Below are 26,195 nucleotides of genomic sequence, written 5' to 3'. Positions count from 1 at the left end.
GATGCGATTAATGAAACAAATTTTGGTAATGATGTTCGAATCATTCTAGTTTCTGCTGAGTTTTCTAAAGAACTGACTACATCCGTAATATGGTTGAATGAGAGGGACTTGGATATTACTTGTGTTCGAATGAAACCATACAAATATCAAGATCAAATTTTGATTGATATCCAGCAAGTGTTACCTTTGCCTGAGGCAAAAGATTATCAAATACGAGCTCAAAAGAAAGCTGAAGAAAGAAGAGAAATACAGAAAAATCTAAATAGTAAGGATTATTCTAAATACTTATTTAACGGATTAGAGTTAAATAAAAGAAAACTGGTACTAGAACTAATTAAAACACATATTAAAAATAATAATATTTTATCTCTTGAAGATTTATTGTTTGATTTTCCTCAAGAATTAAGAAAGGGGAGAAAAATGTACAAGCGTTATGATGAAGTGATTCAGACAAATGATAAGAATAGATATTTTTCTGAAGTCGATGAGGTTTTAGATTTGACTGATGGAAAATTTGTTATTTCAAATCAATGGGGTGCAGGAAATATTCAGGCGATTTTAGACCGAGCTGATGAGTTGGGTTATGAGATAGAGATCGTTAGTGACAATGTTTCAGTAATTAAAGAAGTGATTTTTGGAGAGTATCAGATTCAGCAATTATCAAACTTAAGTATTAACATAAGCAAAAATCAAGTGCTGCAATCTGTTGCAAAACCTATATTAAGAGAAATTGCTATTAGAATTAATGTTGATTTAAATAACCTGAAAGGGAATGAAAAAAACACAAGATCATTAGGTTCTGACGTTATTCAGAGAATCTCTCAAATGGAAAAAGAAAGATAGAAAATTAGAAATGGTTATATATCCATTTTGCAATAACAGCGATAATACTTAGATTCAGCCCGTTTTTAAGAGTATGCCGTCCATGATCGATGATGATTTTGATTTCGACCAACCCGTGACCCGAATTCCGCAAAATCCACAAGCGACCAAACTATTGGGCAATCGTCTTTTACAACAAGCTGAACAATATCTTGCTTCAATGGGTAGTCGACCACATGCACAATTGGTCGAGTCGCTCCGTCAGCTCGAGTCTGAAGATTCGTACTTTGCGGTAATGGCGGATCAACTTGAGTATGAAAGTGATGAACCAATGGCCAATGACGTGCTCAATCTGTTGTTTTTCTGGCAAATGGCCAATGAAAAAGAAGCTGATATGACTAAGTTTCAGTTGCCCAATTTAATCCAAACGGACTATTTCCAAGCGACTTTGCTTGACGCTTACGACGCGATGGATTTGGGTGCATTCCAAGCTCAGCGCCGCAGCGTGATTGAAGAAATCTTAAAACTGTATCAACAGCAGTGTTATGCAGGTTGTATTACGGTTCTTTATGGTCAAATTGAAGGAATTTTGACGGATGCGCTGATTGAACATGGGTATTTAAAGCAAAATCAAACCAAGTTCGTCGATGTGTATAAAATTGTACCGGGTTTGAAAGGCCATGAAGTCAAAAGCCTATGGCATAAAGTTAAAATTGCCAGTGAAATCAATCCGTATTTTCTGAGCCTTGAAGCATTGAAAATGGATGCGAGTTCTAGTGTCACGGCCAGCCGTCATAATATGGTACATGGCGCAGACGTGACCCATTTCACTCAAGCCCGCAGTTTCATTTTGTTTATTTGGCTGTTTGCAGTTATTAGCTTTCTCAGTACCGTAAAGCGTTAGTCTCTTCCGTTGAGTGGTACAGGATGGTGTTTAAATTGCTGCATCCTGTACAGCTATTGTTTCCAAATGATGCAAATGACGTCAGCACTTAAAAAGCAAGGTATAACTCTGAGTTAACCAAAATTTTAAATACGAAAGAGGGCTGTGACATGACGAATGACAATAAACTCGATGATTTAAAAACCAAAGCGACTGAGTTGGGTGAAGATTTGAAGTTGAAAGCTCAAGCGGCAAAACTCGAAGGCGAGAAAGTACTGGAAGATGTCAAACATCAGGCCACTGAAGCCAAGCTAGATGCTGAAAAGCAGCTGACTGACTTAAAGCAGAACGCAGCAGAAAGTAAAGCCGAAGGCGATGCAGCTTTTGAGCAAAAGTTGGAGTCTGCACAAGCCAAAGCCGAGCATGCGAAACAAGTTGCACAGGAGAAATTGGATCACTTTAAAGTTGAAGCAGGGCATAAACTGGATGAGGCGAAACTTAAAGCCACTGAGTTAAAGCATGAGGCCGAAATTAGACTGGAAGAATTTAAGGTGCAAGCCACTGAAAAGTTTGACGAGTTGAAAAAGAAAGCCACAGAAACACTGCAAAAGTTTAAAAAAGACGACCAAGCTTAATCCGTCTGAAACGGCGAATGTCGGCCTTAAATGTTCGCTAATACTATGGCGTAGACTGTGTACTGAGTGCAGGGTCTGCGTCCAAGTTAAACCACATGATGCTCTGAATTTGATTGTTCACGGTGCGGATGGTGTAACGATAGTTTGCAATTTCATATACATATACCGTCTCAAGTGGGCTATTCGGTGCACTGTTGATTGGGGTAGAGGACATAGAAATCGGCGATAAATCGATTTTTTTCTGCATGTCTTGAACTTGATCACCGATAGTTACCGTTTGACCCGCAGGGGTTTTAAATGAATTGGTTGATGTACCTGCAAAACTAAAGATAGATATGGTGCAAGCCAAAACAACCACGGCCCAAAGTTTCATTATTTTCTCCCCAAATCGCGTAAAGATAGAACAACAGAATATAGATATTTTGCTATGCAATAACATCACCTTAAATGGGGAGATTGGATTGTACTTACAATTCTTTACGTTCAAATTTGATCCAATTCACCGATTTTATTTTTTCAGTTAGCTTAAGCGACTAAGCTTCGCCCTTTGATATTCAGCGTATAAAACCAACTAAAAAGCTAGGAATACTAAATTTCATGGCATAATCCATAAATACTGAACTTAACCTAAGTTCGTTTTGTGGTTAAACTATAGCATTCAGCTGAATACTCGAATTTGGAGTACATATATGTCGTGGCTTTCTTCTCTTAAATCAGTTTTTTCTCCTGCGCAGGAGGTAAAGGAAGAAGAAATCCAAACAGTACTGCAAAACTATATCTTGCCCAATTCAAACCATGCGTTGAAAGACCGCATTACTCAAGTGAATGTGCAGGGCAATATTCTGCAAATTACCATCAATACTTTTCCTGCCGAAGCAGATGATTTACAACAGATTCATGATGATTTGGCGGTTGCGCTTGAAGCATGCGGTATCAAAGAATTAAACATGCATGTGATTCAACAAAAAACGGGACATAAAGAAAAGTCAGGTGGCTGTGGACATCAGCATGCTGAAGGTGAGAGCTGTTCAAGCCAAGCAAAAGAGGCTGCACCGAAAAGCAATTTACCCCCAGTGATTGATGCTTCAGGCTCAGCAGCCCAAGCTGCTGCACAACCCGTTGAAACTGATCCAAACAATCCACCCATTCAAAAAGCAGCACCACAACAACGTGATGTGCCGAAGCATCCGCGTATTCAAAATGTGATTTTGGTGTCCTCGGGCAAGGGCGGCGTGGGCAAATCCACCACCACGGTAAACCTTGCACTTGCTTTGCAAAAGCTCGGCTTAAAAGTTGGGGTCTTAGATGCGGACATTTATGGTCCAAGTATTCCGACTATGTTGGGCAATGCGGGCAAAACGCCGATGATTGAAGCGGAAAATTTTGTACCCTTAGATGCCTATGGTTTGGCAGTGTTATCGATTGGGCATTTAACAGGTGATCATAATACTCCCGTGGCTTGGCGTGGGCCGAAAGCGACAGGTGCGTTGATGCAACTGTTCAATCAAACCTTATGGCCTGATTTAGATGTCTTGATGATTGATATGCCACCGGGTACAGGTGATATTCAGTTGACGCTTGCGCAGCGTATTCCTGTGACAGGTGCAGTGATTGTAACCACGCCACAGAATGTGGCGCTTATGGATGCGACCAAAGGCATTGAGCTATTTAACCGCGTACACATTCCAGTCATGGGTGTTGTGGAAAATATGTCGACCCATATTTGCTCAAATTGTGGATTTGAAGAGCAAATTTTTGGTACGGGCGGTGGTGATAAACTGTCTGAGCAATACGCTATTCCACTTTTAGGACGTCTGCCTTTAAATGTACAAATCCGTGAAAATGCGGATGCGGGTAAGCCTTCTGTTTTAGTGGAAGACAGTGCAGCAGACAGCTATATGCAGATTGCTGAAAAAATTGCAGCCGCACTGCCTCAGGCTGAAAAAGATCAGACTCGTATTTTCTAAATGAGCCATAAAAAAGCCCAACACATTAAGTTGGGCTTTTTTTTGTTTCTTTTTTAGGAGAGTGAATAGGACTGATTTTGTTTTTTGGCTTGCATAATATTAATGCTGATGGCGATCACCACCATCACAATCCCGATAATATCAGTCACAGTTTCAGGGATAATCATACATAAAGCACCTGCACCTAAGAAAATTCGCCAGAACCAGTTCAAACCAACTTTAAAGTAACCTTCAACTGCTGCCCCCAGTGCCAAAATCCCAACCACTGAGGTAAAGACAATACTCACAATAGTTGTCCAGGCAGGAAAAGCAAACTCACGTGCATTGACTGCGACATTGGCCGTATCAATCATCAGCATGGCAGGGTTATAGACGAACAGGAACGGGACAATGAAACCCGCTAAAGAAAGCTTCAAGGCTTGGAAGCCCGTGCGCATTGGGTCGCCCCCTGCGATTCCCGCACCTGCAAAGGCGGCTAAGGCGACAGGGGGGGTAATATTGGCAAACAGACCAAAGTAGAACACAAACATATGCGCCACTAGCGTGGGAATATCAAAGTTTGCCAAAGCGGGTGCAGCCATAGTCGCGGTAATGATATAGGCTGGAATCGAAGGAAGTCCCATACCTAAAATCATCGATGCAATCATGGTAAAGAACAGCGTTAAAAATAGGCTGCCTGCACCGATGCTCATAATCGAGGAGGTCATGACAGAGCCAAAGCTGGTCAGGCTCACCACACCAATAATAATCCCCACCACAGCACAGGCTGCCATGACCGAAAGGGATTGTTTTGCACCATCGGCGAGCGCTTCTAATATTTCTTTGAAGCCCATACGGGTCGATTTGCGGAAACTCGCCACAATCACAGTTAAGACAATGGTGTAGACCGCGGCATAACTGACAGGGATGGATTGAAAGAGGAAAAACACCAAAGCCACGATCGGAATAAGCAAGTGTCCTCGTTCCTTTAGGACATCTTTAACCCGTGGCAAATCCGCTTTCGGGACACCTTTTAAATTGTCTTTACCAGCACGGAAATGAACCTGCGCCATCACACCTAAATAGTAGAGTAAAGCTGGAAGGGTGGCTGCAAGGGCAATGGTGCCATAACTGACACTCGTGGTTTCAGCCATAATGAAGGCACTGGCTCCCATCACCGGGGGTAAAATTTGTCCACCTACAGAGGCACTGGCTTCAACAGCACCTGCAAAATTTTTGTGGTAGCCAATTTTTTTCATCAGGGGAATGGTGAATGAACCGGTCCCTACGACATTGGCCACCGCTGTGCCATTAATACTGCCCATAAATCCACTGGAAATGACGGCAACTTTTGCAGGACCACCTTGTTTATGTCCCGCAAGTGCCATCGCAAGATCATTAAACGGTGGTGTTTTAAAAAGTATGCTGACATTAAATGAAGCCATTATTGATGTAAAAGAAGGTTAAGTCGAAGGCTTTAAAATGGTTTTCAAGCTTTTTGGAGAAATTGCAACTTCTTCTAAAACCACGCCTTATTCGATGCCTTATTTTGCAATTATTACCTTCAATTCCTACAGTAAAAAACTTACCAATACTTTGCTTGCAGTTTTTAAAAGCAGTGATGAAACTGTCCCAATGATCACTTGCAATTCGGGTGTAGTGAATACCTAATTGTTTAAGCTTTGTCTTCAACCTTTGGACTGTAGCTAAATCTCTCTTACCCCAAACATAAGCAACAATCTCACCTGTTTCTCGATGGTAGGCGTAAATAAGCCATTGTTTATTATTTTTATTTCCAACAAAAGTCCAGAATTCATCTACTTCGAGAGATTCATAATGACTTTGTTTAGGCTGAATTTGATAGGCCGATTCAGTTAAAGTCCGTAAGACTTTACCGATACTAATGCGCTCAACTTCAGCGATATCTCGTATACCGCTGCCTCTGACCATTAACTGTAATATTTTACGAGTAATGCCAGAATTACATCCTAGATAGCTCAGAGCATGGTCACCAATAAACTGACGTTTGCAGTCTTTGCATTGGTAGTTTTGTTTCCCATCTACTTTGATGCCATTTTTCTTTATACTGTCACTGAGGCAGGTTGGACATTTGATTTCTAGAGTTATTTGCATTTCTCTATTTTATCAAAATTCAACCTGCTTTTTTTTAGCATACTTTTTGATACACCACCCTGGTTAAGAATGCAGCGTCAATTTTTCCACCCTTTAAAGCATCCGCGGCTTCTGCATAGCCTAGATAATCGACCTTCACGTCATTATAAGTAATACCAAAACCATTTAAGAGGGTGCGCGCATTAACTTCAACCCCTGAGTTTTGGGCACCGACAGCAATACGCTTACCTTTTAAGTCTTCAAGCTTTTTAATGCCTGATTTTTTTGAGGCCACAATTTGCACATAGTTGGGATAGAGTGCCGCAATTTGTTGGACATTATCAATTTTCCCACTGGCAAAACTGCCAGTGCCATTTAGTGCTTCGGTTAAGCTGTCACTCATGACAAAAGCCATTTCAACTTTTTTCTGTTTGAGTAAGTTAAGATTTTCTACCGATGCGCCTGTGGTTTGGGTTTTTGAATTTACACCGTAGGTTTTATTATAAATTTCAGCCAAACTGGTGCCAATCACGTTGTATGGGCCAGATGCACCACCTGTCGCTATGTTGACAAATTTACTTTGGAGTTTGTTGGATGCTTGTGCACTGGTTTCAGTTTGAGCATCGCCTGAAGTCGTGGTTTTATTGTCACTTGAGCATGCTCCTAGACCCGCAAGTGCAATTGAAAGTAGCGTGAGTTGAGTCCATTTTTTCATATACTTTTCCTCGTTTTATTATCTTCAAAGCCATTCACTTGGCTCTTTTATCCTTGACTTAGCGTGATCAGATTGATGAATAAAAATACGCATGTTTTAAAAAGTAACTGATTAAAAATCATTTGAATAGTTTTTTTTCATTAGGCATGTCTATTTGATTTATAAAATCATTGATTTGAAAAAAGAATAAAGCATGTGGCGTCATTTTTATGAATGCTAGATTGGGTAAGGGTCTTATACGTTATTTATGTTAAGTATTGAATGAAAATTAAAAAAACTGTTATCACGGTTCACTAAATTTGATTGCTTTCAGCATGGCAAGTCATTACGCTTATAGTTATATATATGTGGGTCTGTGAATATGGTCACTTGGTTTTTTATTGGTTTAGTGATAACCATTCTTTTAACTCCAGGACCGACCAATACCTTACTTGCCTCTTCGGGCATTCAAGTCGGTATTCGTAAATCATTGCGTCTCATTCCTGCAGAAGCTTTTGGTTATCTCATTTCAATCACGGCATGGGGCTTCCTCATTGGAAAAGTGTCCGTACATTTGCCGTTATTACCGACTATTTTAAAACTGTTCAGCGCAAGCTATATCATTTATTTGGCCATCAAATTATGGCGTACAGCCGATGTCGAGGTGAGTTTTAATCAACCGACTATTCGGGCGCGTGAACTGTTTTTGGCAACATTATTGAACCCTAAAGCATTGTTATTTGCTTCTGCCATTATCCCGACTATTGCGTGGACAAAACTGGATTATTACTTGTCACATATGTCGCTGTTTTTGGTGTTGATTGTTCCGATAGCTTTCTTTTGGACTTTTATTGGGTCAATTTTAGCGAGCAATAAAATTCGTTGGCTGAACCAATCCAACCTGCAAAAAACAGCGTCGCTGGTTTTGATGAGTTTTTCGATTCCACTGAGCTATTCTGCGATTTTAAGTTTTTAATTTAGTAATTAAAGACAGAAATTTTGAGAACTTAAACGCGCTTATTTTCATTGAAAGCGATTTCAGTTAAAGTACAACGCAATTATTGAAATTAAGCTTTTTTGGAAAGAATAAATGGCTATTAAGTCCGATCGTTGGATTCGCGAAATGAGCGAAAAACACGGCATGATCGAACCGTATGCAGAAAACCAAGTTCGTTTAGATGAAAATGGTCAAAAACTCATTTCTTATGGTGTGTCGAGCTATGGTTATGATGTTCGTTGCGCGCGTGAGTTTAAAGTTTTTACCAATGTTCACTCGGCAATTGTAGATCCAAAAAACTTTGATGATAAAAGTTTTATCGATATTGAAGCTGATGTTTGTATTATTCCGCCGAACTCATTTGCTTTAGCACGTACCGTTGAGTATTTCCGTATTCCACGTAATGTGTTGACTGTGTGTTTGGGTAAATCGACCTATGCACGTTGCGGTATTATCGTAAACGTCACACCACTTGAGCCTGAGTGGGAAGGTCATGTTACTTTAGAGTTCTCGAACACAACCAATCTTCCTGCACGTATTTATGCAGGTGAGGGTGTTGCACAAATGTTGTTCTTCGAATCTGACGAAGTGTGTGAAACATCGTATAAAGACCGTGGTGGTAAGTACCAAGGTCAAACAGGTGTGACTTTACCGAAGACCTAAGTTTTTGATATTAAAAAAAGCGGATCATTGATCCGCTTTTTTTATGGCAATTCATTCATCGGAAAATAAATATTATCGGACAGTTGGTTTTGCATTTGTGCTGAGTTTCAGCATAATCAATTGTGAATTAGAGTGCTTTGGTTGACGCAAATAAAAATTATAGTGCGCAGAGTAAAATGCCAAGCAAAGGATGTAGTACATAAAGATGCGGAGCATCGAATAATAAGGATGGTCGAGATGACGAATCGTATATATCCCGCAGGATTGAAAAAATCCTGTTTAGCTAGTCTTGTCGGACTCATGCTTGCGCAGCCTACATTTGCCCTTGAGTCACTTTCCGATGAATATCTAGCGGATACTACAGGTGAAGGCATTGCGTTACTTCCTGAAAACTTCAAGATGGTGTTTCAAGGGGCTAATGATCTCTCCACGGCTTCTAGTTATAACCGTGGCGTGGCCAATCCACAACAATACGACACGGGCTTTATTCGTATTATTCCTGTGGGTGAGAACTACTCCAAATATACCAATGCCGATGATCTGACCACGAAACGAACCAAAGCGGACATCTTTATTTATGGTTTAGCACTTTCACGGTCTGATAATAATGCCAATAGTCGTTTCAGCAATCAGGGCTTTACATGGGGAAGCGATGTTAACCCTTGGTTATTTCGCGCTGGCACAGCCACGGGGATTAAACAGTTTCATCAAGCGAATGCAAGTTCAGATGTGAGTTTTCTAGGGCTGGAAGCCCCTTTAGCGACCGTTCTAGCCAGTGACGCAGATAATAATATTAAATTAGGTTTATGGTGGGATGCTTTTTCACGAAGTTGGAATTCCCAAAATAAAGTGGACCCTATCACTGGTGCACCGACAACAACCAATGCGGCTGCGGATCCTGATTTAAGTTTAAATCAAAGAATACGTTTACAAGCGGTTGCCAACGGATTGAGTTTAAATGGTTCACAGGTTCGTATGTTTCAAACTCAAGCATCTACCTTAGACCAGCAAAATAAAACCTTTGGGATGGCAGCCTTACTTCGGATCAATACCAATGATGATCCATCTGGATTGGTCTATGCCAACAACGACGCAAATAAAGCGCTATTGAATGCTAAAGTCCTTCGACTGAGCACAGCTGCGACCAACGACGGTACGGCAGTCACACCCGCATTAGATCGTTCATTGGCTCCAATTTTTGATGCGAGTGAGGGACTTTATTTATACAGCCCAAATATTAACTTGGTCTTGGGTAATATTTATCAGCCTTTTGTTGTAGGTTCGGAAGGACGCAATATTATTCTCGAAGTCACGCGTATTCCGAATGTGCCTGAGATTTATAAGCAGATTTATAACTACTACCCAGATGTACAGGGTGGAAACAATGCTGACTATAAAGGATCAACCTGTAATGTGGCCTATTGTGGTTCGAATTTTGTTCAAACGGGGGCAGGGAGTACTGCGATTCAATACCAAGGAAATAACGCAACACATAGCAGTATTTCGATTGGTAGCGTGACACGAGATCCGACCACCAATACGCTTAAAGCCAATACGGCAACACAGTCAACTGGTGTGGTATTCCGCGGGATTGGAACAGCAGTTCCTGTAAATTTAGGGTCAGTTGCTATAGATGGTGTATTGATCCAACACTTAAAAATTAAGACCACAGGGTTATAGGATACTGACATGATGAAAAAATTATGTGTAACCATATTGATGTCTGTATCCATGTTGTCTCAAGCGGGTTTGGTAGATTTGGATAATAAGGAACTAGTCGGTGTGACTGGGCAGGGCGGCGCAGATCTGAGCTTAACCCTATCGATCAACCACCAATATGCCAATGATATGAGTTTAAATACGATCTCTAGGACCAATGGTGTAGATGCAAATGGGCGAGCTATTGTCACTGAAGCCTATTATCAAATGCGCGCAAATCAAGATTGCGCTTTATTAGAACTGTGTCGTATCGCCATTTCCCCAAATAATCATAAGGAAAATGGGCAACGAAAATGGCTGGTGTTTAAGCAGTTTCAAGGCACCATGCAAATTGATAAATTTTCGCTGGAAGGCACCACAATTCTGAATAAAGAAGGTAAGCCACAAACTGCGATGCTGTTAAAATTTTTCGATGATAAACCCCTCAAAATTCGTAACTTGGGTTTTGCTAGCCTTTCAGTTGAAAGTGGTGAAAATGGATATTTCAATACCTCAACGTATAACAGTTATGGTACGAGTAAAACTGTACCAACTTTTGATAAAGGTCAGGAACAAGGCTTTATGGGCTTAAATGTTCACGGAAACTTACATCTGGATGGAAATCTAAAAATCTTTAGCTATAACTGCTCGGGCACTGCGGGTAGCCGCTGTTAGACACATAGTTTCAAAAGGATATTGAGATGCAGAAAATAATAAAACTAAACCTTCTGACACTGTGTATCTGCGCAGCGAATCAAAGTTATGCATTACAAGCTTTGAATGATCAGATTTTAAGTGATGTAACGGGTCAAGATGGTATTTCAATTACCCATGAAGCTTCAAAAGTTGACATTAAACAATTGAATTGGGTCGATCCAGCGGAAGTCGGAAAAACACCGATTAAACTGGGTTTACATAATATTGACGTTAAAACGGCGACTGGTTATAACAACATTAAAACCAAACTCGATTTTGATGTGGGAACAACACAATTAGCCAATGGTACGCAAGGGGTTGGCATTCAGCTCTCTGCCAGTGTGTCACCTTTTACCGCAACGGCTGCCCAAATCATGCTGATGTGTTCACCAAATTGTGCAACGGGTGAAACGGATCAAAATTTAGGAAGTTTTAAGCTTTCAACTATTTCACCTTTTGAAGTGTATTTGGCAACGACGAATGGGCTGTTTAACCGCGACTCAAAGGTGCATTTAGATTTTAAATTGCAGAATGCGAGCATTAGCTATGGACAAAATAATCAAGATTTAACCTTAAAAGATTTCAATTTCAATTTATCTGCTGATGGATACCTCTATATCGATGAAACGGAAGGTGTAGTTCTCACCTCAAAGGGTAGTGTTGGCGATAATATTGTTGTTTTAGGTCGAGTGGAAGATAAGACAGATGTACATGACAGCCGTGTAGGCAATGCCACAAATCCGGGGTTAAACGTTGATTTACGTTATGGCTCAGCAAACTCGACTCACCGGAACTTAATTCGGATAGGGGCATCGGGTGCATTAACCAATGGCAAGATCGCGTTAAATGCTGACCAGACTGGTGTTGCTAAGTTTAATACGGTCAACCGTGTTAACGGTAATGTTCAAGAAAATGAGGTGGTTGCATCTGCAGGTTATGGTTTTAAGAATGCTGGCGGCTTACATTTAAATGTATCGGCTGACTTTACCCGTGCAGGGAATAGTTTGCTTGGTGCTAGCACACCAACAACGTTTGAATTAGGACACACTGGTACAGGCAGTTACGCCATCGAGTTTTCAAATTTATCACCGCTCAATGTACGTACTTCCACTGACCCCAATTCAGCAATAAACAGTCAAAATGCCTATATTGATTTTGGCCAGATTTATATCAATAACATTCGCACTAACTCAATGGGTTTTGTGGTCAATGACCAAATTAAGACGATATTGGGTGCACAAAACTATGAGCTGATTTATAACCCATCACCAACGGGCAATGCTTCAAATATGGCTTTTATTGCTGTACGTGGGCTCGATTTTCAAGCCATTGCACGCAAAGCCCGCTTTATTTCAGATAATTCGATTGCAGTAAACAATACTAACGAAGGGACATGGGGCTTAGGTATTCCGATTTATAACCTGAATGCCAATGCTGCATTTTTTGCCAAGAAATACACCAATACCGCTGGAACGGTGAAGGATGGCTTGGGCTATGATATCGCGGTATCAACCGATGGTTATGGTGAAGATAGTCAAGGCAACCCGAAAACAACGTCGATTATCGTCATTGATGGTGCGATGAGTAAGCATGGCGAAGAAGTTAACTACTATACAGGCTTACGTAATATTGACTCATATTTTAAAGCCAATGGTGTGATTGGTTTTAATGAAAATGAAATCTATATCAAAGCCGATAGTTTATTGTTTGCTGCCAATGCGGAAATTGCAATCGGGCAGCTTCCAGGTGCACTGTATAACTGCCCAGCAGGGGTGAATAGTTGTGCCAAAGAAGTCGTGCCGATTAATAACTTTGCCAAAAAAGATGATGTTCTCGCATCAATTGCTTTTATGTTAGATGGTAAAGGCGAACTCTTTATTATTCCAGGGCTTGAGGCCGTAGGCGGGACACCACAAAGCAATTATTTGTCATTTAAATCCAATTTTGAGTTTAATACACTGAGTAGCACAGACCTGAGTAATGAAAGTAAAAAAGGCAGTTTTATTAGTTTAAGTAATACCGATAGTAATGGAACAGCAACAAAAACCTCAAGTTTTAACTTAAACAAAATGCAAGGTCACTTGGGTTTGAATGGAAAAATTCATATGCAAAAGGACTCAGTGGTCATAGATAATCAAGTGCAATTTAACCATAAGGCATTAGCAGGGGGACAAGGGACTGCCTTTAGAACGGAGGTTGCATTGTCTCCAACAGGTACCATGCAGAAGGTTGCAGATATTGCCATTACGGGTGGGGCTATGCGTAGCACATTAGGGATTACGCCGCGCTAAAAAGGATGACAAGGAATAAATAAAATGAATAAGTCTTTAATTTCAATTCTAATCACAGCGACATTAGGCTTGAGTCAAAGTTATGCGATGACCGCTTTAAATGATGAGGAGTTGTCAGAAGTTGAAGGTCAGTCTTTGATGAACCTAGAGTTCCAGCAGGGGACAAATACAACCGATGCACAAGGGAAAACATATAACCAATCAAACATTGGTTTTTATAAGTTAGCTCTTAGTGCCGAATTGGAGTTGAATGCCAATATTAAAAAGCTTCAGTTGGGATGTGGTGGCGACAACAATTCCATTCGAGCCAACAGTTGTGATATTGATATCGATCATATTTCTTTAAGTGGACTACCTGATGATGCGAACTACACATCGGATCAGCGTGCAGCAACTTCGGCATTAATCACAAATCCATTTATTCAGTTTGCGATTAAAAATCCGACTTCAGCTGCAACACGTGAGGTGTTAGGCTTTCGTGTGAGTGCTGAAAAGATTAAAGGTTTAATGACCCTTGGTACAGAGAATACTTCTACGCCAAACGGCATTAATACCTTTAGTGGTTATATGAAAACTAAAACAGCTTCAGGTACTGCTGTAACAGAAGCTCGTACTATGACGTATGCGGATACGGGTTTACAAATTAAAGGGAAGGTTACAGGAACAATTTTATTTATTCCGACAACATTGGATTACACATCCGATAATTATAATTTAACCCTGAGTTCAACCACAGCACCTTTTACTATCAATTCGACAATTGTGTCAGGAACTCGAATGAAAGATGTAACTTTAAAAGGAAGCGGTACTGTTGGACAAATCAATTTCTCAGGTCCTCTTACTGCAACAGTACTCGGCGGCGTGCCTCTGAATAAGCAGGTAACAGGGAATATCACGGGATTAAAAACCGATATCACTGTGAATCAGAGTTTAGGTTTAATACATGCGCTGTATTTAAACAACCCTGCATCACTATCCTTGCAATCACAAGATATCTTATGGACAGGGGCTGCAGTTGGTGCGAATAAAGGATGGTGGCTAGCGATGGAGGATGAAGTTGAGCTAGGCAGCTTAAGCCCAACCACTAAAGTAGCAATTACCAATGAAGTCTTAAAACAAACCATTGCGGGCATTAATAAAGATTTAACTGAGCATCCACGGCCATGTGGAGATTTACTTTTTCAGTGTGCTTTGGGGAGTGACTTAGCAGTTGGTAATGTTCCAATGAATTCTACAACTTTAGATTTCCCACTGACTAATTTAAGCTTACAAGGGCAAAACTTTCGATCGAACTGCTACGGTGGATTAAAGTTCTGTTAAATATATAACGTCATAAAAAAATCCCGCGATATACGCGGGATTTTTTATTCTAAAATGAATTATTTTGCAATTTTCGCTAACAACTCGTCTTTAGAAATGTTTACAGATTCAGCATCGCGACGGCCTTTATATTCAAAAGTACCTGCATCCAAGCCTTTCTCACCAATCACAATACGGTGAGGAATACCTGTAAGCTCTAGGTCAGAGAATTTCACGCCTGGACGTTCGTTACGATCATCCAGCAATACATCATAACCTGCTGTCGTAAGTTCAGCGTACAGTGCTTCAGCTGCTTCTAAAGAACGTGGAGACTTATGTGCATTCATCGGCACAATGGCAACTTCAAATGGTGCAATTGCCGCAGGCCAAATAATGCCTTTTTCGTCAAAGTTTTGCTCAATTGCAGAGGCAACCACGCGTGTTACACCAATACCGTAACAACCCATGGTTACCGTAAATGGCTTACCATCTTCACCTAAAACTTTACAGCCCAAAGCTTCTGAATACTTTTGACCCAGTTGGAAAATATGCCCAACTTCGATACCACGTTTAATTTGCAGCGTACCTTTACCGTCTGGAGATGGATCACCCTCAACCACATTACGTAAGTCATAAACTTCGGTGAACTGTGCATCACGTTCCCAGTTTAGACCAGTCACGTGTTTATCAATCTCATTTGCACCCGCAACAAAGTCAGACAGTACCGATGCAGCACGGTCGACAATGACCGTTAAGCCTTTTTCAACTAAGCCTTGTGGTCCACAGAAACCAGCGGTTAAACCCAGTGCAGCAAGTTGTTCTTCTGTTGCAAAAGTTAATGGTGATGCAATGCGTGGATGCTTCTCCGCTTTAATTTCATTCAGCTCATGATCGCCACGTAAGAACAATGCCACTACAGGTGTTGCTTGGCCTTCTTCGGCTGCAATACCTTGTACTAACAAGGCTTTTACAGAGTGAGCAGGATCAGATTTTAAGAAGTTTGATACATCTGCAATGGTTTTTTGATTTGGTGTATCGACAACGTCTAAAGCTTTGGTTGGAGCCGAACGTTCACCGACCAAAACGGCTTCAGCCATTTCAACGTTTGCAGCATAGTCAGATTCAGTCGAGAAGGCGATATCATCTTCACCACTTGATGCTAACACGTGGAATTCATGTGAGCCTGAACCACCAATTGAACCTGTATCGGCTTGTACTGGACGGAAATCTAAACCTAAACGGGTAAAGATTTTGCAGTACGCGTCGTACATGATGTCATAGGTTTCTTGCAGTGATTCTTGGTTTGAGTGGAAAGAATAAGCATCTTTCATGATAAATTCACGTGAACGCATTACACCGAAACGTGGACGAATTTCATCACGGAATTTGGTTTGTACTTGATAGAAGTTTGCAGGCAATTGTTTATAGCTTTTGAGTTCATTGCGCGCAAGATCGGTAATGACTTCTTCATGGGTAGGACCAAGCACAAAAGGGTTGCCATGGCGGTCTTTGAAACGAAGCAGTTCAGGGCCGTATTGGACGTATCGACCAGATTCTTCCCATAAAGACGCTGGCTGAGTTACGGGCATCAGGACTTCGAGTGAACCCGCATTGTTCATTTCTTCATGAACGATCGCTGCAACTTTATTTAATACGCGAACGCCCATCGGCAGCCAAGTGTATAAACCTGAAGCCAATTTACGAATCATCCCAGCACGTAGCATTAGTTGATGTGAAATCACTTCTGCGTCATTTGGGGTTTCTCTTAACGTTGCAAATAAAAAGCGACTCGCGCGCATGGAAACTGTCCTAAAATTTTAAACTTTGAAAGTCAAAGATTATACGATAAAAAAATGAGGAGGCATGTCGACACCGCCTCAGAAAAATGTTGATTATTATGACATGATTTTACGGACTTGACGCAGCATAAAGTTGTTAAAGTCATCTAAATAGGTGAAGATCACAGGAACCACCACTAAGGTCAGTAGTGTCGATGTAATGACACCGCCGATCACTGCATGTGCCATTGGTGCGCTTTGTTCCCCCCCTTCACCTAGCCCTAAAGCCAGAGGCACCATGCCCATCACCATGGCGCTAGTAGTCATCAAAATAGGGCGTAGACGTGTTTTACCTGCATCAATAATCGCTTGATAACGATCAACGCCGTGATCCATGGCTTTTTTAATGAAATCGATCAATAGAATTGCATTTTTGGTCACCAGACCCATCAACATGATAATACCGATAATAGAAAACAAGTTCATGGTGGAGTTAAATAAGAAGAGCGCTAAAAATACTCCTATCAGCGATAACGGAAGGGAAGCCATAATCGCCGCAGGGTGAATAAAGCTATTGAACTGTGAACCTAGCACAATATAAATAAACACAATGGATAAGGTGATAGCGGTCATGGCATAGCCTGCGGATTCAGCCATGTCTTTGTTTGAACCTTGTGTGTCAAAGCTATAACCTGCAGGAAGGTCAAAGTTGTCTTCAATTTTTTTAATATCTGCACCAATATCGCCTGCAGGACGACCCGCGGTGTTGGCTTCGACTAAGACTTCCCTTGCTAGATCGCGACGATTAATCTGCGATGCCCCCAGACTTTGCTCTAAATGCGCAACGCTAGAAAGGGGAATCAATAAAGCTTGGCCATTGGCATCCGTTTTTTGCGATGTGAGGTAAAGGTTTTGTACATCACTAGGTAAGCTACGTGCAGTTTCAGTTAGGCGTAGGTTAACGTCATAGGTTTCGCCTTTGTCATCTTGCCATGTGGTGACATCATCCCCTGCAATCAGTGGGCGAATGACATTGGCAATTTGGTTGACCGATAGTCCTAAATCGCTGGCTAAGACCCGATTAATATGCACGCCTAAAGTCGGTTTAGGGGCTTTAAGTGAGCTTTCTAAGTCGACAATGCCTTTGACTTGCGCAATTTCAGCCATAAAGCGGTCTGATATTTTTTGCAATTCGGCTAAGTCTGGACCTTTGATAGAAATCATCACGGGTTTTTGTCCGCCCGATACCGTTTCATCTGCGGAGGCAATTGAGGTCACAGTAATGCCACCCACTTGTTGCAGGCGTTGGCGGAATTCATTGTTTAAGTCGGTTAAGCTTTTCTTGCGTTCTGTACGTGGTGTAACGGTTACGCGAATACTGACATGGTTTTTACCACGATCTGTAACGCCATTAATCACTGCATAAGTTGCTCGAACGTCAGGGTGCTGCTGAATAATTTTATCGACTTGCAGCAGTTTGGCTTGTGAATATTCCAAAGAGGCGTCGACAGGTGTTTCGAACTTAATCCGAATCTCACCTTTATCTGGAACAGGGACAAACTCTGTTCCAATTAGTTTAGATAAGCCTAATGCACCGAATAGCGAAGCCACAGCAATCATGAGGGTGATGAATCGGAAGCGCAGAGCAAGCTTGAGTAATTTCTCATAGTCATGGCTGAGATTATCTAGTTTGCCAGAAATCCAATTAAAGAAATGTTTGACTCGATTGGGTGGTTTATGCGGATTATGCTGTTCAGCCCAATGTGCAGATAGCATTGGATCTAAAGTAAAGCTGACAAACATGGAGATCAGCACAGCAGTACTGACGGTTACGCCAAACTGATAGAAAAAGCGCCCGATAATACCGCCCATAAATGCCACAGGTAAGAACACCGCAACAATGGTTAAGGTGGTGGCTAAAACAGCGAGTCCAATTTCTTTGGTGCCATCAAGGGCTGCTGTGACAGGGTCTTTGCCCATGTCTGAATGTCGCACAATATTTTCACGGACTACAATCGCATCATCAATCAGTAGACCAATACTGAGTGATAGTGCCAGTAAGGTCATCATATTGATGCTAAAGCCGAAGATCCAAATAAACGTCAGAGTGCCAAGGAGGGCAATCGGCAGGGTCATTCCTGTAATGGCTGTGGAACGGAATGAGCCTAAAAACAGCAGGACAATCAAAACGGCAAGAGCTGCACCTTCAATAATGGTACGTGCAACATCGGTGATGCTGTTACGAATGCCTTTGGATGAATCTACCACGACTTTTGCTGTGGTGCCTTCAGGTAACTGTTTTTGAATATCTGCTAAGGTCTCATAAGCACCATCGACCACGTCAATCACATTTGAATCGGAACTGCGTAAAATATCAATCGCAACCGCGGTTTTACCATCTAAATAGGCACTTGACTCAAGTTCGGCTTGGCTGTCTGAAATGCTTGCAACTTGGCGCAAATAAATCGGTACACCATTTTTATTGGCAATCACCAAATCGCCGAAGGCTAAAGGATGAATCACTTTAGACTTAATTTCGACCACAAGTTCACTGTTACCATGTTTCAGCGTTCCACCCGGAACCTCGACATTTTCAGCTTTTAGCGTGTTGATGATCTGGTCAATACCAATCCCAAAACTTTGTAATTTTTCAGGTTCAATCTGTATGCGAATTTGTCGCTTGGCATCACCCAACAAGTTGACTGTCCCGACACCAGAAACGGTTCTAAACTGTGGAACGATGCGCTGATCCAAATAAGAACTGAGCTCTTTTAGTGACATGTTTTGTGATTCAAGTACAATTGACATCACGGCATTGGCAGAAGGATCGTAACGTTCAACGATCGGGTCTTGAATTTCGTCTCGAAATTGTGCGGTGACCGGTGCAATTTTATCGCGGACATCTTGCGCGGCTATAGCAGAAGAAACATCGAGATCAAATTCAGCAATAATGGTCGATAAGCCTTCGCTAGACTGAGAAATGACCTGTTTTAAACCTGAAATGGTATTGATTTGGTCTTCCATTTTCTTGGTGATTTCAGACTCAACCGTTTCAGGCGATGCCCCTGGATAGGTGGTATAAACCACCACGAAGGGGAAATCGACATCAGGGAACTCCTCAACCCCCATTCTTTGCCAAGAGGCTAAGCCTAAAACCATCAGACAGAACATCATCATGATGGTAAAAACAGGATATTTCACACTAATACGGGTTAACCACATAGCAACAACCTTTTCTTATTTTATGGATTGATTGTCACCATTTGATGCAAATCTTTTTCATTAAACTTTATACGACTGATGCGGTCGCCAGTTTGTAGTCCCTGAACCACAGCACTGTTGTTGCTATAGCGTTGTTCCAATACTTTTATGTGAATACGTTCAATTTTATTGTGGTGAATCACCCAAACATAAGGCGAATTTTGTATATCATGAATGGTATCAAGCGGGATAATTTGGCCTGTTATGGACTGTGAACCAAGTATATTCCCCTCCACAAAGGTACCGATACTCAATGAATTAATACTTTCAATTGGCTGAGCAAAAAACTCAATTTGACGGTTTGCGGGGTCTGCAATCGGAGAAATACGAGTAAGCTTGGCTGTCAGTTTTTGAGGATTGCCTTGCAACCGATATTCAATTTTTTCTCCCAAACTTAAAGCAGCTTGTAGATCACTTGGAATTTTGGCCTGTATTTCTAAATGACTCGGATCAATGATTTCAAATAGGGTTTGTCCCGCGGATACCGTTTGTCCAGGTTCCACCTGACGTTGAGTAATAACCCCTGAAATCGGGCTTACAATAGTGCCATCGCGATCCGCTTTTTCTGCAATATCAACATTGGCTTGTTGCGCACGAACATTTTCTAATTGAGCTTGATAGTCTACAAGGCTTTGTTCATATTCCACTTTAGAAATAAAGCCCTGATCGAGTAAACGTTTTTTTCTTTGAGCCATGCTTTTTGCAAGATTGGCTTGGGCTTGAGTTGATGCAAGATTGGCTTGAGCTTGGGCAAGACGCGCAGCATTATCTTGATTGTTCAATCGAACCAACACTTGCCCTTTTTGAACAGCTTGTCCAACTTGAACTGAAACTGCGGTTGCTGTCGCTGTCACTTGAGCCTGAATGGAACTTTGATTGACGGCTCGAATAGTACCAGTAAAGGCTGTACGTTGGATAGAAGGCCCTTCTTGGAACTGGACCAAGTCTTGTGCTATCAGCTCGATTTTAGCTGTAGACGAAGTAGGGGAGGTGACTTCATCTTGTTTTTGGCAGGCAGAGAGGAGTAAGCACAAACACAGCGGACTGAGTTTTAAAATAGGGAGCACTTGGCGGCTTAATTTGTTTTTTATACGTAGTGCAGCCTGCATTGAGTCAAATCCTTTGGTCTAGCGGCGAAAGTCAGCACACTGTAAATAAGACGCAGATTATTCAAGTGTTTTTAAACGAGCAATAATTCTGTCGTATTCAGCCTTGGTATTACGATAGTGACTTTGTAACGATTGTATTTGCTCTTTTTTCATCACAATATTTTTGGAATTATAGTCAATCATATCTTGGAGTGGTTTCGGATTGCTTTTGCCTTTACGCATGTTCTCTTTTTCTTGGCGTAAGAATCCAATACGGTCATTCTGTAATTGTTTTAATTCATCTTGCTGGAACTTAATCTGTTTTAAAATATAGGAAAGGGCAGTATTGCGTTTTTGAGTGGCGACTTGGCTGCTAGTATAAGCGCGTTTTAATTTAAGATCTGACTCGCGTTGCTTGGCTGCTGCTGCACGTTGCGGCGCATATTGCGCATCTTTTTCTGCGTTGTATGGACGAGCCCGTTGAATCACTTGCATGTTGCTATCGAGTGCTTCATAACCATAACGAATATGGTTGGGGGTGACACTACTACTGACGTTCGCGATGCCTTTACTGTCGTAATATCGATACCAGACCGCTTTAGGTGGATCGGCCATAATCGAGATGGTCTGCAAACTTAGCAAAGCCAGCAAAATGACTTTCGCAGTCATCCTTTTTTTCACGATCAAAGCAAGTTTGTGATTAAACTCCCTAAGCATCGATACCCCCAGTTTAAAGTTGACTAAATTACTTATTTACAAGCAATAAATAGTGCTATATTAGTCCTAAATTTAGGAATAAAAAATATAATCAGTCAAAAAAAAATCGACGGGTATAGGAAAGTGTGAAGCCGTTCTTAAAAAGAAGATGAAGTGTGGTTTTATGCGGAAACTGTTCGTTGAAAATATAAGTAAATATATGTTAAAAGTGTACGTAACTTGTAAAGCGTCTACGAATCTGTTTCTACAAACATTCTAAAAATGGGAAGGGTCATATTAAATGGACGATAAATTCCAGAATCTAAAAGTAATGGTCATTGATGATTCAAAAACCATTCGTCGCACAGCTGAAACATTATTGCAACGTGAAGGTTGTGAAGTGGTGACTGCAGTCGATGGTTTTGACGCATTGTCAAAAATTGCTCAAGCCAATCCTGATATCGTATTTGTCGACATTATGATGCCACGACTAGATGGTTATCAAACGTGTGCATTAATCAAAAATTCACAAAATTATCAAAATATTCCTGTCGTAATGCTCTCTAGCAAAGATGGTCTATTTGACCAAGCCAAAGGGCGTGTTGTCGGTTCAGATGAATATTTAACAAAGCCGTTTAGTAAAGATGAATTATTAAATGCGATTCGTAATCACGTTTCAGCATAAATAATATAAGTGTAATTGGGGGAAAAAATTATGGCGCGTATTTTAATTGTGGATGACTCACCTACAGAGACATTCCGCTTTAAAGAAATTTTGGGGAAACACGGTTTTGAAGTGATTGAAGCGTCGAATGGTGCCGATGGTGTAACCATGGCTCAAGCTGAACTTCCTGATCTTGTTTTGATGGATGTGGTGATGCCAGGCGTTAATGGCTTTCAAGCAACCCGTCAAATTGCGCGTGGCGCAACAACAAAACACATTCCCGTAGTGATCGTCAGTACTAAAGATCAGGCTACAGACCGTGTATGGGGTAAGCGTCAAGGTGCGTGTGATTATTTAACCAAGCCTGTTGATGAAAACCAACTGATTGATGTGATTAAGCAACACCTGAACGCAGGATAAGCTCTATGGCAGCAAATGGATTTATCGAATTACTTCGACTTGCTAAACGTGGTAATAAAAACTACGTTTCAAACGAAAATGAGGTAAACCGCTGGTCGGGCATTGCTTTTGAGATGATGGGGCAATATTTCGTTGCGCCATTAGGTGAAGTTGCAGAGGTAATTTATCCTCCGAAATATACCTTAGTGCCAAATACTCAGCCTTGGGTTGTGGGTTTGGCCAATATTCGAGGACGTCTACTTTCTGTTGCTGATTTAGCGCACTATGTATCAGGGCATCGTAGTGCGTATTCACTAACTCAAAAAGTACTCTGTATTAGTCACAATGACCACTATGTCGGTTTAGTTGTAGATCAGGTTCTGGGGATTCAGCACTTTAATAAGAAAAGTTTCTTTTCTAAACATGAAGATTTAGATCGGAATTTAAAAGAATATTGCCAAGGGTATTTTCACCAACATAACCAACAATGGCATGTTTTCTTATTCAGTCGCTTATTAGACAATCCAAAGTATATGAACGCATCTATAAAATTTAGGTGGTGTTTTAAAAAGTATGCTGACATTAAATGAAGCCATTATTGATGTAAAAGAAGGTTAAGTCGAAGGCTTTAAAATGGTTTTCAAGCTTTTTGGAGAAATTGCAACTTCTTCTAAAACCACGCCTTATTCGATGCCTTATTTTGCAATTATTACCTTCAATTCCTACAGTAAAAAACTTACCAATACTTTGCTTGCAGTTTTTAAAAGCAGTGATGAAACTGTCCCAATGATCACTTGCAATTCGGGTGTAGTGAATACCTAATTGTTTAAGCTTTGTCTTCAACCTTTGGACTGTAGCTAAATCTCTCTTACCCCAAACATAAGCAACAATCTCACCTGTTTCTCGATGGTAGGCGTAAATAAGCCATTGTTTATTATTTTTATTTCCAACAAAAGTCCAGAATTCATCTACTTCGAGAGATTCATAATGACTTTGTTTAGGCTGAATTTGATAGGCCGATTCAGTTAAAGTCCGTAAGACTTTACCGATACTAATGCGCTCAACTTCAGCGATATCTCGTATACCGCTGCCTCTGACCATTAACTGTAATATTTTACGAGTAATGCCAGAATTACATCCTAGATAGCTCAGAGCATGGTCACCAATAAACTGACGTTTGCAGTCTTTGCATTGGTAGTTTTGTTTCCCATCTACTTTGATGCCATTTTTCTTTATACTGTCACTGAGGCAGGTTGGACATTTGATTTCTAGAGTTATTTGCATTTCTCTATTTTATCAAAATTCAACCTGCTTTTTTTTAGCATACTTTTTGATACACCACCAAAATTTATAAATTAATATCATTGTCGCGCGCGAAATTATAAGGGCGTAAATCGGGGAGAAGCTGCATGGGCTTTAAACTTAAAAAGAAAAATACGGATGGAAGCAGTAACCGCTCAGGTGGAAATGCTTTAGTGGCAAAACTTCAATCACAGACGGAACAGTTTTCACGTGTATTTGGTGATAGTGAAAAGTCCAAGCCATTAATTTTGGGTGCGGCATTTTGTATCGTACTGGCAATTTTCTTATTGTTGTACCTATTCTATAGCGTACCTCGAAATAACGAATTCACCCGTAGCTTGGGTGATTTACGTCTTTTATCACAAACAATTTCGCGTCAGGCAACTGAAGCAACAGCATCGGGTACACCTGAAGCCATTAAAAAACTGACAGAATCACAAAAGTCTTTTGCTGAAAACTTAGAAACAGTAAAAGATATTCACGCGAGTACAGACGCATTGCGTGAGGTAGATGCGCAGTGGAAAAAAGTTTCTGAAAATATTGATTTAATTGCGTCGCAACAAAAAATCATTAACCAACTCTACGATACCAACATTGCGATTAGTGAAAGTATTCCGGGGATTCAAGCCGAATACAACTTAATGGTTGACCAAATGGCACGTCAAAATGTGCCAGCCAACCAAGTCGTAATTGCAAAAAACCAAGTATTCATCGCGGAACGTATCCTACGTTCAATTGGTTCGGTATTAACGGGTTCAGACAACTCGCGTGAATCTGCGGATGACTTTAGCTCAGATACAGAAACCTTCGCGTCATACTTAAACGCACAGTTAAATGGCAGTGCGGACTTAGGTGTAGAGCGTATTAATGACCCTGAAATGCGTGACTCTTTAACCAGTATTCAATCTGAATATGATGATGTACTGAAGTCAGCAGCAGCAACCGTCTTAAAGAACTCATCACAAATCGTTAAAGTACGCCAAGCGTCATCATCGATTTTTGAACAGTCAGATGCTTTGTTAAGCAATTTGAACAAATTGTCAGGTGGTACAGGTTTAGCGATTGCAATTCCTGCCTTAGGTCTAATTCTAGCCCTGATTGCTTTCTTATTCTGCGTATTTAAATTACTCGTACTTCGTGGCGAATCTGATAAAAAACGTGTATCTCGTCTACAAGATGAATATGACCGTAACCAAAACGCGATTTTACGTTTACTGGATGAGATTGCCGATCTTGCAGATGGTGACTTGCGTTCATATGCAACGGTATCTGAAGACTTCACGGGTGCAATTGCCGACTCGATTAACTTCGCAATTGACCAATTACGTGACCTTGTATCGCGTATTACCGAAACTTCTCAAGAGGTTGCACAATATACGGCAAGTACGCAGGGGATTACCAACCAGTTAGCCGAAGCATCTGAACATCAAGCGCAAGAAATTGCGGGTGCATCTGCTGCGATTAACGAAATGGCAATGTCAATTGACCAAGTATCTTCAAACGCTGAAGAATCAGCGGTGGTAGCAGAACGTTCAGTAAAAATCGCTGCAAATGGCGCGAACGTTGTAAACCGTTCAATTGAAGGTATGGATATCATTCGTGAGCAGATTCAAGAAACCTCTAAACGTATCAAACGTTTGGGTGAATCTTCGCAAGAGATTGGTAACATCGTTGCCTTGATTAACGATATTGCCGACCAAACGAACATCTTGGCTTTAAATGCAGCGATCCAAGCATCGATGGCAGGTGAAGCAGGTCGTGGTTTTGCCGTGGTTGCGGATGAAGTACAGCGTCTAGCTGAACGTTCAGCATCAGCGACCAAACAGATTGAAACATTGGTAAAAACCATTCAGACCGATACCAACGAAGCTGTAATTTCGATGGAGCAAACCACGTCTGAGGTTGTACGCGGTGCGAACTTATCTAAGGATGCGGGTGTTGCACTGGATGAGATTCAAAACGTATCGGGTAATTTGGCGAAATTGATTGCAAACATTTCGGATGCAGCAAAGCTACAATCCGCGTCTGCAGGTCATATTGCAACTACGATGAATGTCGTACAAGAAATTACCTCACAAACCACCACTGCGACGTTCGATACAGCACGTTCAGTCTCTGAACTTGCAAATATGGCGGAAGCGTTACGTGAGTCTGTAACAGACTTTAAACTGCCTGATTAAGCGCTTGCTTTGGGGGTGGTATGCTGCTCATTGCTTGAGTGGCATACCAAAATCAGGATACACATCAACTCAATTAGTTTGAGCAAAAAGA

The 26,195-nt window shown here is 41.1% G+C and carries 21 protein-coding genes and 2 pseudogenes; 14 read left to right on the top strand and 9 right to left on the bottom strand.

Translation table 11 applies throughout. The features are described from left to right. Positions 1 to 129: 129 nt before the first annotated feature. The 3 genes from AC4CUZ_RS16860 (at position 130) to AC4CUZ_RS16850 (ending at position 2,340) form a co-directional block, all read left to right on the top strand. Positions 130 to 843 (top strand): hypothetical protein, encoded by a 714-nt coding sequence (locus AC4CUZ_RS16860; protein WP_395488576.1) that lies wholly within the window; start codon positions 130 to 132, stop codon positions 841 to 843. A gap of 82 nt (positions 844 to 925) precedes the next feature. Continuing rightward, a complete protein-coding gene (locus AC4CUZ_RS16855; protein ID WP_010326233.1) occupies positions 926 to 1,726 on the top strand; it encodes a hypothetical protein in 801 nt (266 codons plus the stop codon). Positions 1,727 to 1,875: 149 nt separating this feature from the next. After that, positions 1,876 to 2,340: a hypothetical protein gene (locus tag AC4CUZ_RS16850; protein ID WP_490747930.1), complete on the top strand. Its 465-nt coding sequence runs from the start codon at positions 1,876 to 1,878 to the stop codon at positions 2,338 to 2,340. 43 nt (positions 2,341 to 2,383) lie between these two features. Here AC4CUZ_RS16850 and AC4CUZ_RS16845 read toward each other — a convergent pair whose 3' ends face one another. Next, complete coding sequence (locus AC4CUZ_RS16845) at positions 2,384 to 2,713, bottom strand: hypothetical protein (protein WP_039889769.1); 330 nt, start codon at positions 2,711 to 2,713, stop codon at positions 2,384 to 2,386. Positions 2,714 to 3,029: 316 nt separating this feature from the next. Between AC4CUZ_RS16845 and apbC the strand changes: the two genes are divergently transcribed. Next, positions 3,030 to 4,307 (top strand): iron-sulfur cluster carrier protein ApbC, encoded by a 1,278-nt coding sequence (gene apbC / locus AC4CUZ_RS16840; RefSeq protein ID WP_005399936.1) that lies wholly within the window; start codon positions 3,030 to 3,032, stop codon positions 4,305 to 4,307. A 53-nt stretch (positions 4,308 to 4,360) separates the two neighbouring features. On the opposite strand, the pseudogene AC4CUZ_RS16835 reads toward apbC, so the two are convergent. From AC4CUZ_RS16835 to AC4CUZ_RS16825, 3 genes and pseudogenes are all read right to left on the bottom strand, one after another. Further along, a pseudogene (locus AC4CUZ_RS16835) lies at positions 4,361 to 5,689 on the bottom strand (TRAP transporter permease); the annotation flags it as partial. A 28-nt stretch (positions 5,690 to 5,717) separates the two neighbouring features. Further along, on the bottom strand, positions 5,718 to 6,419 hold the full coding sequence (locus AC4CUZ_RS16830; RefSeq protein WP_004282344.1) for an IS1 family transposase: 702 nt from the start codon (positions 6,417 to 6,419) through the stop codon (positions 5,718 to 5,720). 61 nt (positions 6,420 to 6,480) lie between these two features. Further along, positions 6,481 to 7,113, bottom strand: a pseudogene (locus AC4CUZ_RS16825) (TAXI family TRAP transporter solute-binding subunit); the annotation flags it as partial. 361 nt (positions 7,114 to 7,474) lie between these two features. Between AC4CUZ_RS16825 and AC4CUZ_RS16820 the strand changes: the two are divergent. The 6 genes from AC4CUZ_RS16820 (at position 7,475) to AC4CUZ_RS16795 (ending at position 14,757) form a co-directional block, all read left to right on the top strand. Continuing rightward, the gene (locus AC4CUZ_RS16820) at positions 7,475 to 8,068 is read left to right on the top strand and encodes a LysE family translocator (RefSeq protein ID WP_005399932.1); all 594 of its coding nucleotides are present in this window, start codon (positions 7,475 to 7,477) and stop codon (positions 8,066 to 8,068) included. A 114-nt stretch (positions 8,069 to 8,182) separates the two neighbouring features. Further along, the gene (dcd, locus tag AC4CUZ_RS16815; protein WP_004694514.1) at positions 8,183 to 8,752 is read left to right on the top strand and encodes a dCTP deaminase; all 570 of its coding nucleotides are present in this window, start codon (positions 8,183 to 8,185) and stop codon (positions 8,750 to 8,752) included. Between the two features lie 237 nt (positions 8,753 to 8,989). After that, entirely contained in the window at positions 8,990 to 10,432 is a 1,443-nt protein-coding gene (locus AC4CUZ_RS16810) for a hypothetical protein (protein WP_010326236.1), read from the top strand. Between the two features lie 9 nt (positions 10,433 to 10,441). Then, entirely contained in the window at positions 10,442 to 11,125 is a 684-nt protein-coding gene (locus AC4CUZ_RS16805) for a hypothetical protein (RefSeq protein WP_005399930.1), read from the top strand. A gap of 26 nt (positions 11,126 to 11,151) precedes the next feature. Further along, positions 11,152 to 13,437 carry a DUF6160 family protein gene (locus AC4CUZ_RS16800; protein ID WP_005399929.1) on the top strand — a complete coding sequence of 762 codons (2,286 nt, stop codon included), beginning with the start codon at positions 11,152 to 11,154 and terminating at the stop codon, positions 13,435 to 13,437. Positions 13,438 to 13,461: 24 nt separating this feature from the next. Further along, positions 13,462 to 14,757, top strand: coding sequence for a hypothetical protein (locus AC4CUZ_RS16795; RefSeq protein WP_004981169.1), 1,296 nt, complete (start codon positions 13,462 to 13,464; stop codon positions 14,755 to 14,757). Positions 14,758 to 14,816: 59 nt separating this feature from the next. Here AC4CUZ_RS16795 and AC4CUZ_RS16790 read toward each other — a convergent pair whose 3' ends face one another. The 4 genes from AC4CUZ_RS16790 to AC4CUZ_RS16775 all read right to left on the bottom strand — a co-directional run bounded on the left by AC4CUZ_RS16790 (position 14,817) and on the right by AC4CUZ_RS16775 (position 21,580). Then, on the bottom strand, positions 14,817 to 16,535 hold the full coding sequence (locus tag AC4CUZ_RS16790; RefSeq protein WP_005399928.1) for a proline--tRNA ligase: 1,719 nt from the start codon (positions 16,533 to 16,535) through the stop codon (positions 14,817 to 14,819). Positions 16,536 to 16,631: 96 nt separating this feature from the next. Beyond that, entirely contained in the window at positions 16,632 to 19,736 is a 3,105-nt protein-coding gene (locus AC4CUZ_RS16785) for an efflux RND transporter permease subunit (protein ID WP_010326239.1), read from the bottom strand. Positions 19,737 to 19,756: 20 nt separating this feature from the next. Beyond that, positions 19,757 to 20,884 carry an efflux RND transporter periplasmic adaptor subunit gene (locus AC4CUZ_RS16780; RefSeq protein WP_005399926.1) on the bottom strand — a complete coding sequence of 376 codons (1,128 nt, stop codon included), beginning with the start codon at positions 20,882 to 20,884 and terminating at the stop codon, positions 19,757 to 19,759. Positions 20,885 to 20,941: 57 nt separating this feature from the next. Continuing rightward, the gene (locus AC4CUZ_RS16775; protein ID WP_010326240.1) at positions 20,942 to 21,580 is read right to left on the bottom strand and encodes a hypothetical protein; all 639 of its coding nucleotides are present in this window, start codon (positions 21,578 to 21,580) and stop codon (positions 20,942 to 20,944) included. 280 nt (positions 21,581 to 21,860) lie between these two features. On the opposite strand from AC4CUZ_RS16775, the gene pilG reads away from it, so the two are divergent. From pilG to AC4CUZ_RS16760, 3 genes are read left to right on the top strand one after another with little or no spacing between them, the layout of a single operon-like run. After that, the gene (gene pilG / locus AC4CUZ_RS16770; protein ID WP_004694493.1) at positions 21,861 to 22,244 is read left to right on the top strand and encodes a twitching motility response regulator PilG; all 384 of its coding nucleotides are present in this window, start codon (positions 21,861 to 21,863) and stop codon (positions 22,242 to 22,244) included. Positions 22,245 to 22,274: 30 nt separating this feature from the next. Then, positions 22,275 to 22,643 (top strand): response regulator, encoded by a 369-nt coding sequence (locus tag AC4CUZ_RS16765; RefSeq protein WP_004694491.1) that lies wholly within the window; start codon positions 22,275 to 22,277, stop codon positions 22,641 to 22,643. 5 nt (positions 22,644 to 22,648) lie between these two features. Then, complete coding sequence (locus AC4CUZ_RS16760; protein WP_490747929.1) at positions 22,649 to 23,212, top strand: chemotaxis protein CheW; 564 nt, start codon at positions 22,649 to 22,651, stop codon at positions 23,210 to 23,212. On the opposite strand, the gene AC4CUZ_RS16755 is transcribed toward AC4CUZ_RS16760, so the two are convergent. Then, positions 23,205 to 23,906, bottom strand: coding sequence for an IS1 family transposase (locus AC4CUZ_RS16755; protein WP_004282344.1), 702 nt, complete (start codon positions 23,904 to 23,906; stop codon positions 23,205 to 23,207). The genes AC4CUZ_RS16760 and AC4CUZ_RS16755 overlap by 8 nt on opposite strands. Positions 23,907 to 24,031: 125 nt before the next feature. On the opposite strand from AC4CUZ_RS16755, the gene AC4CUZ_RS16750 reads away from it, so the two are divergent. Then, on the top strand, positions 24,032 to 26,104 hold the full coding sequence (locus tag AC4CUZ_RS16750) for a methyl-accepting chemotaxis protein (RefSeq protein ID WP_005399922.1): 2,073 nt from the start codon (positions 24,032 to 24,034) through the stop codon (positions 26,102 to 26,104). The last annotated feature ends 91 nt before the right edge of the window (positions 26,105 to 26,195 follow it).

This window comes from Acinetobacter sp. 789_lipA (assembly GCF_058242845.1).
Note: the sequence above shows the minus strand (reverse complement) of the source record. Positions and strands in the feature narration are given on the sequence as shown.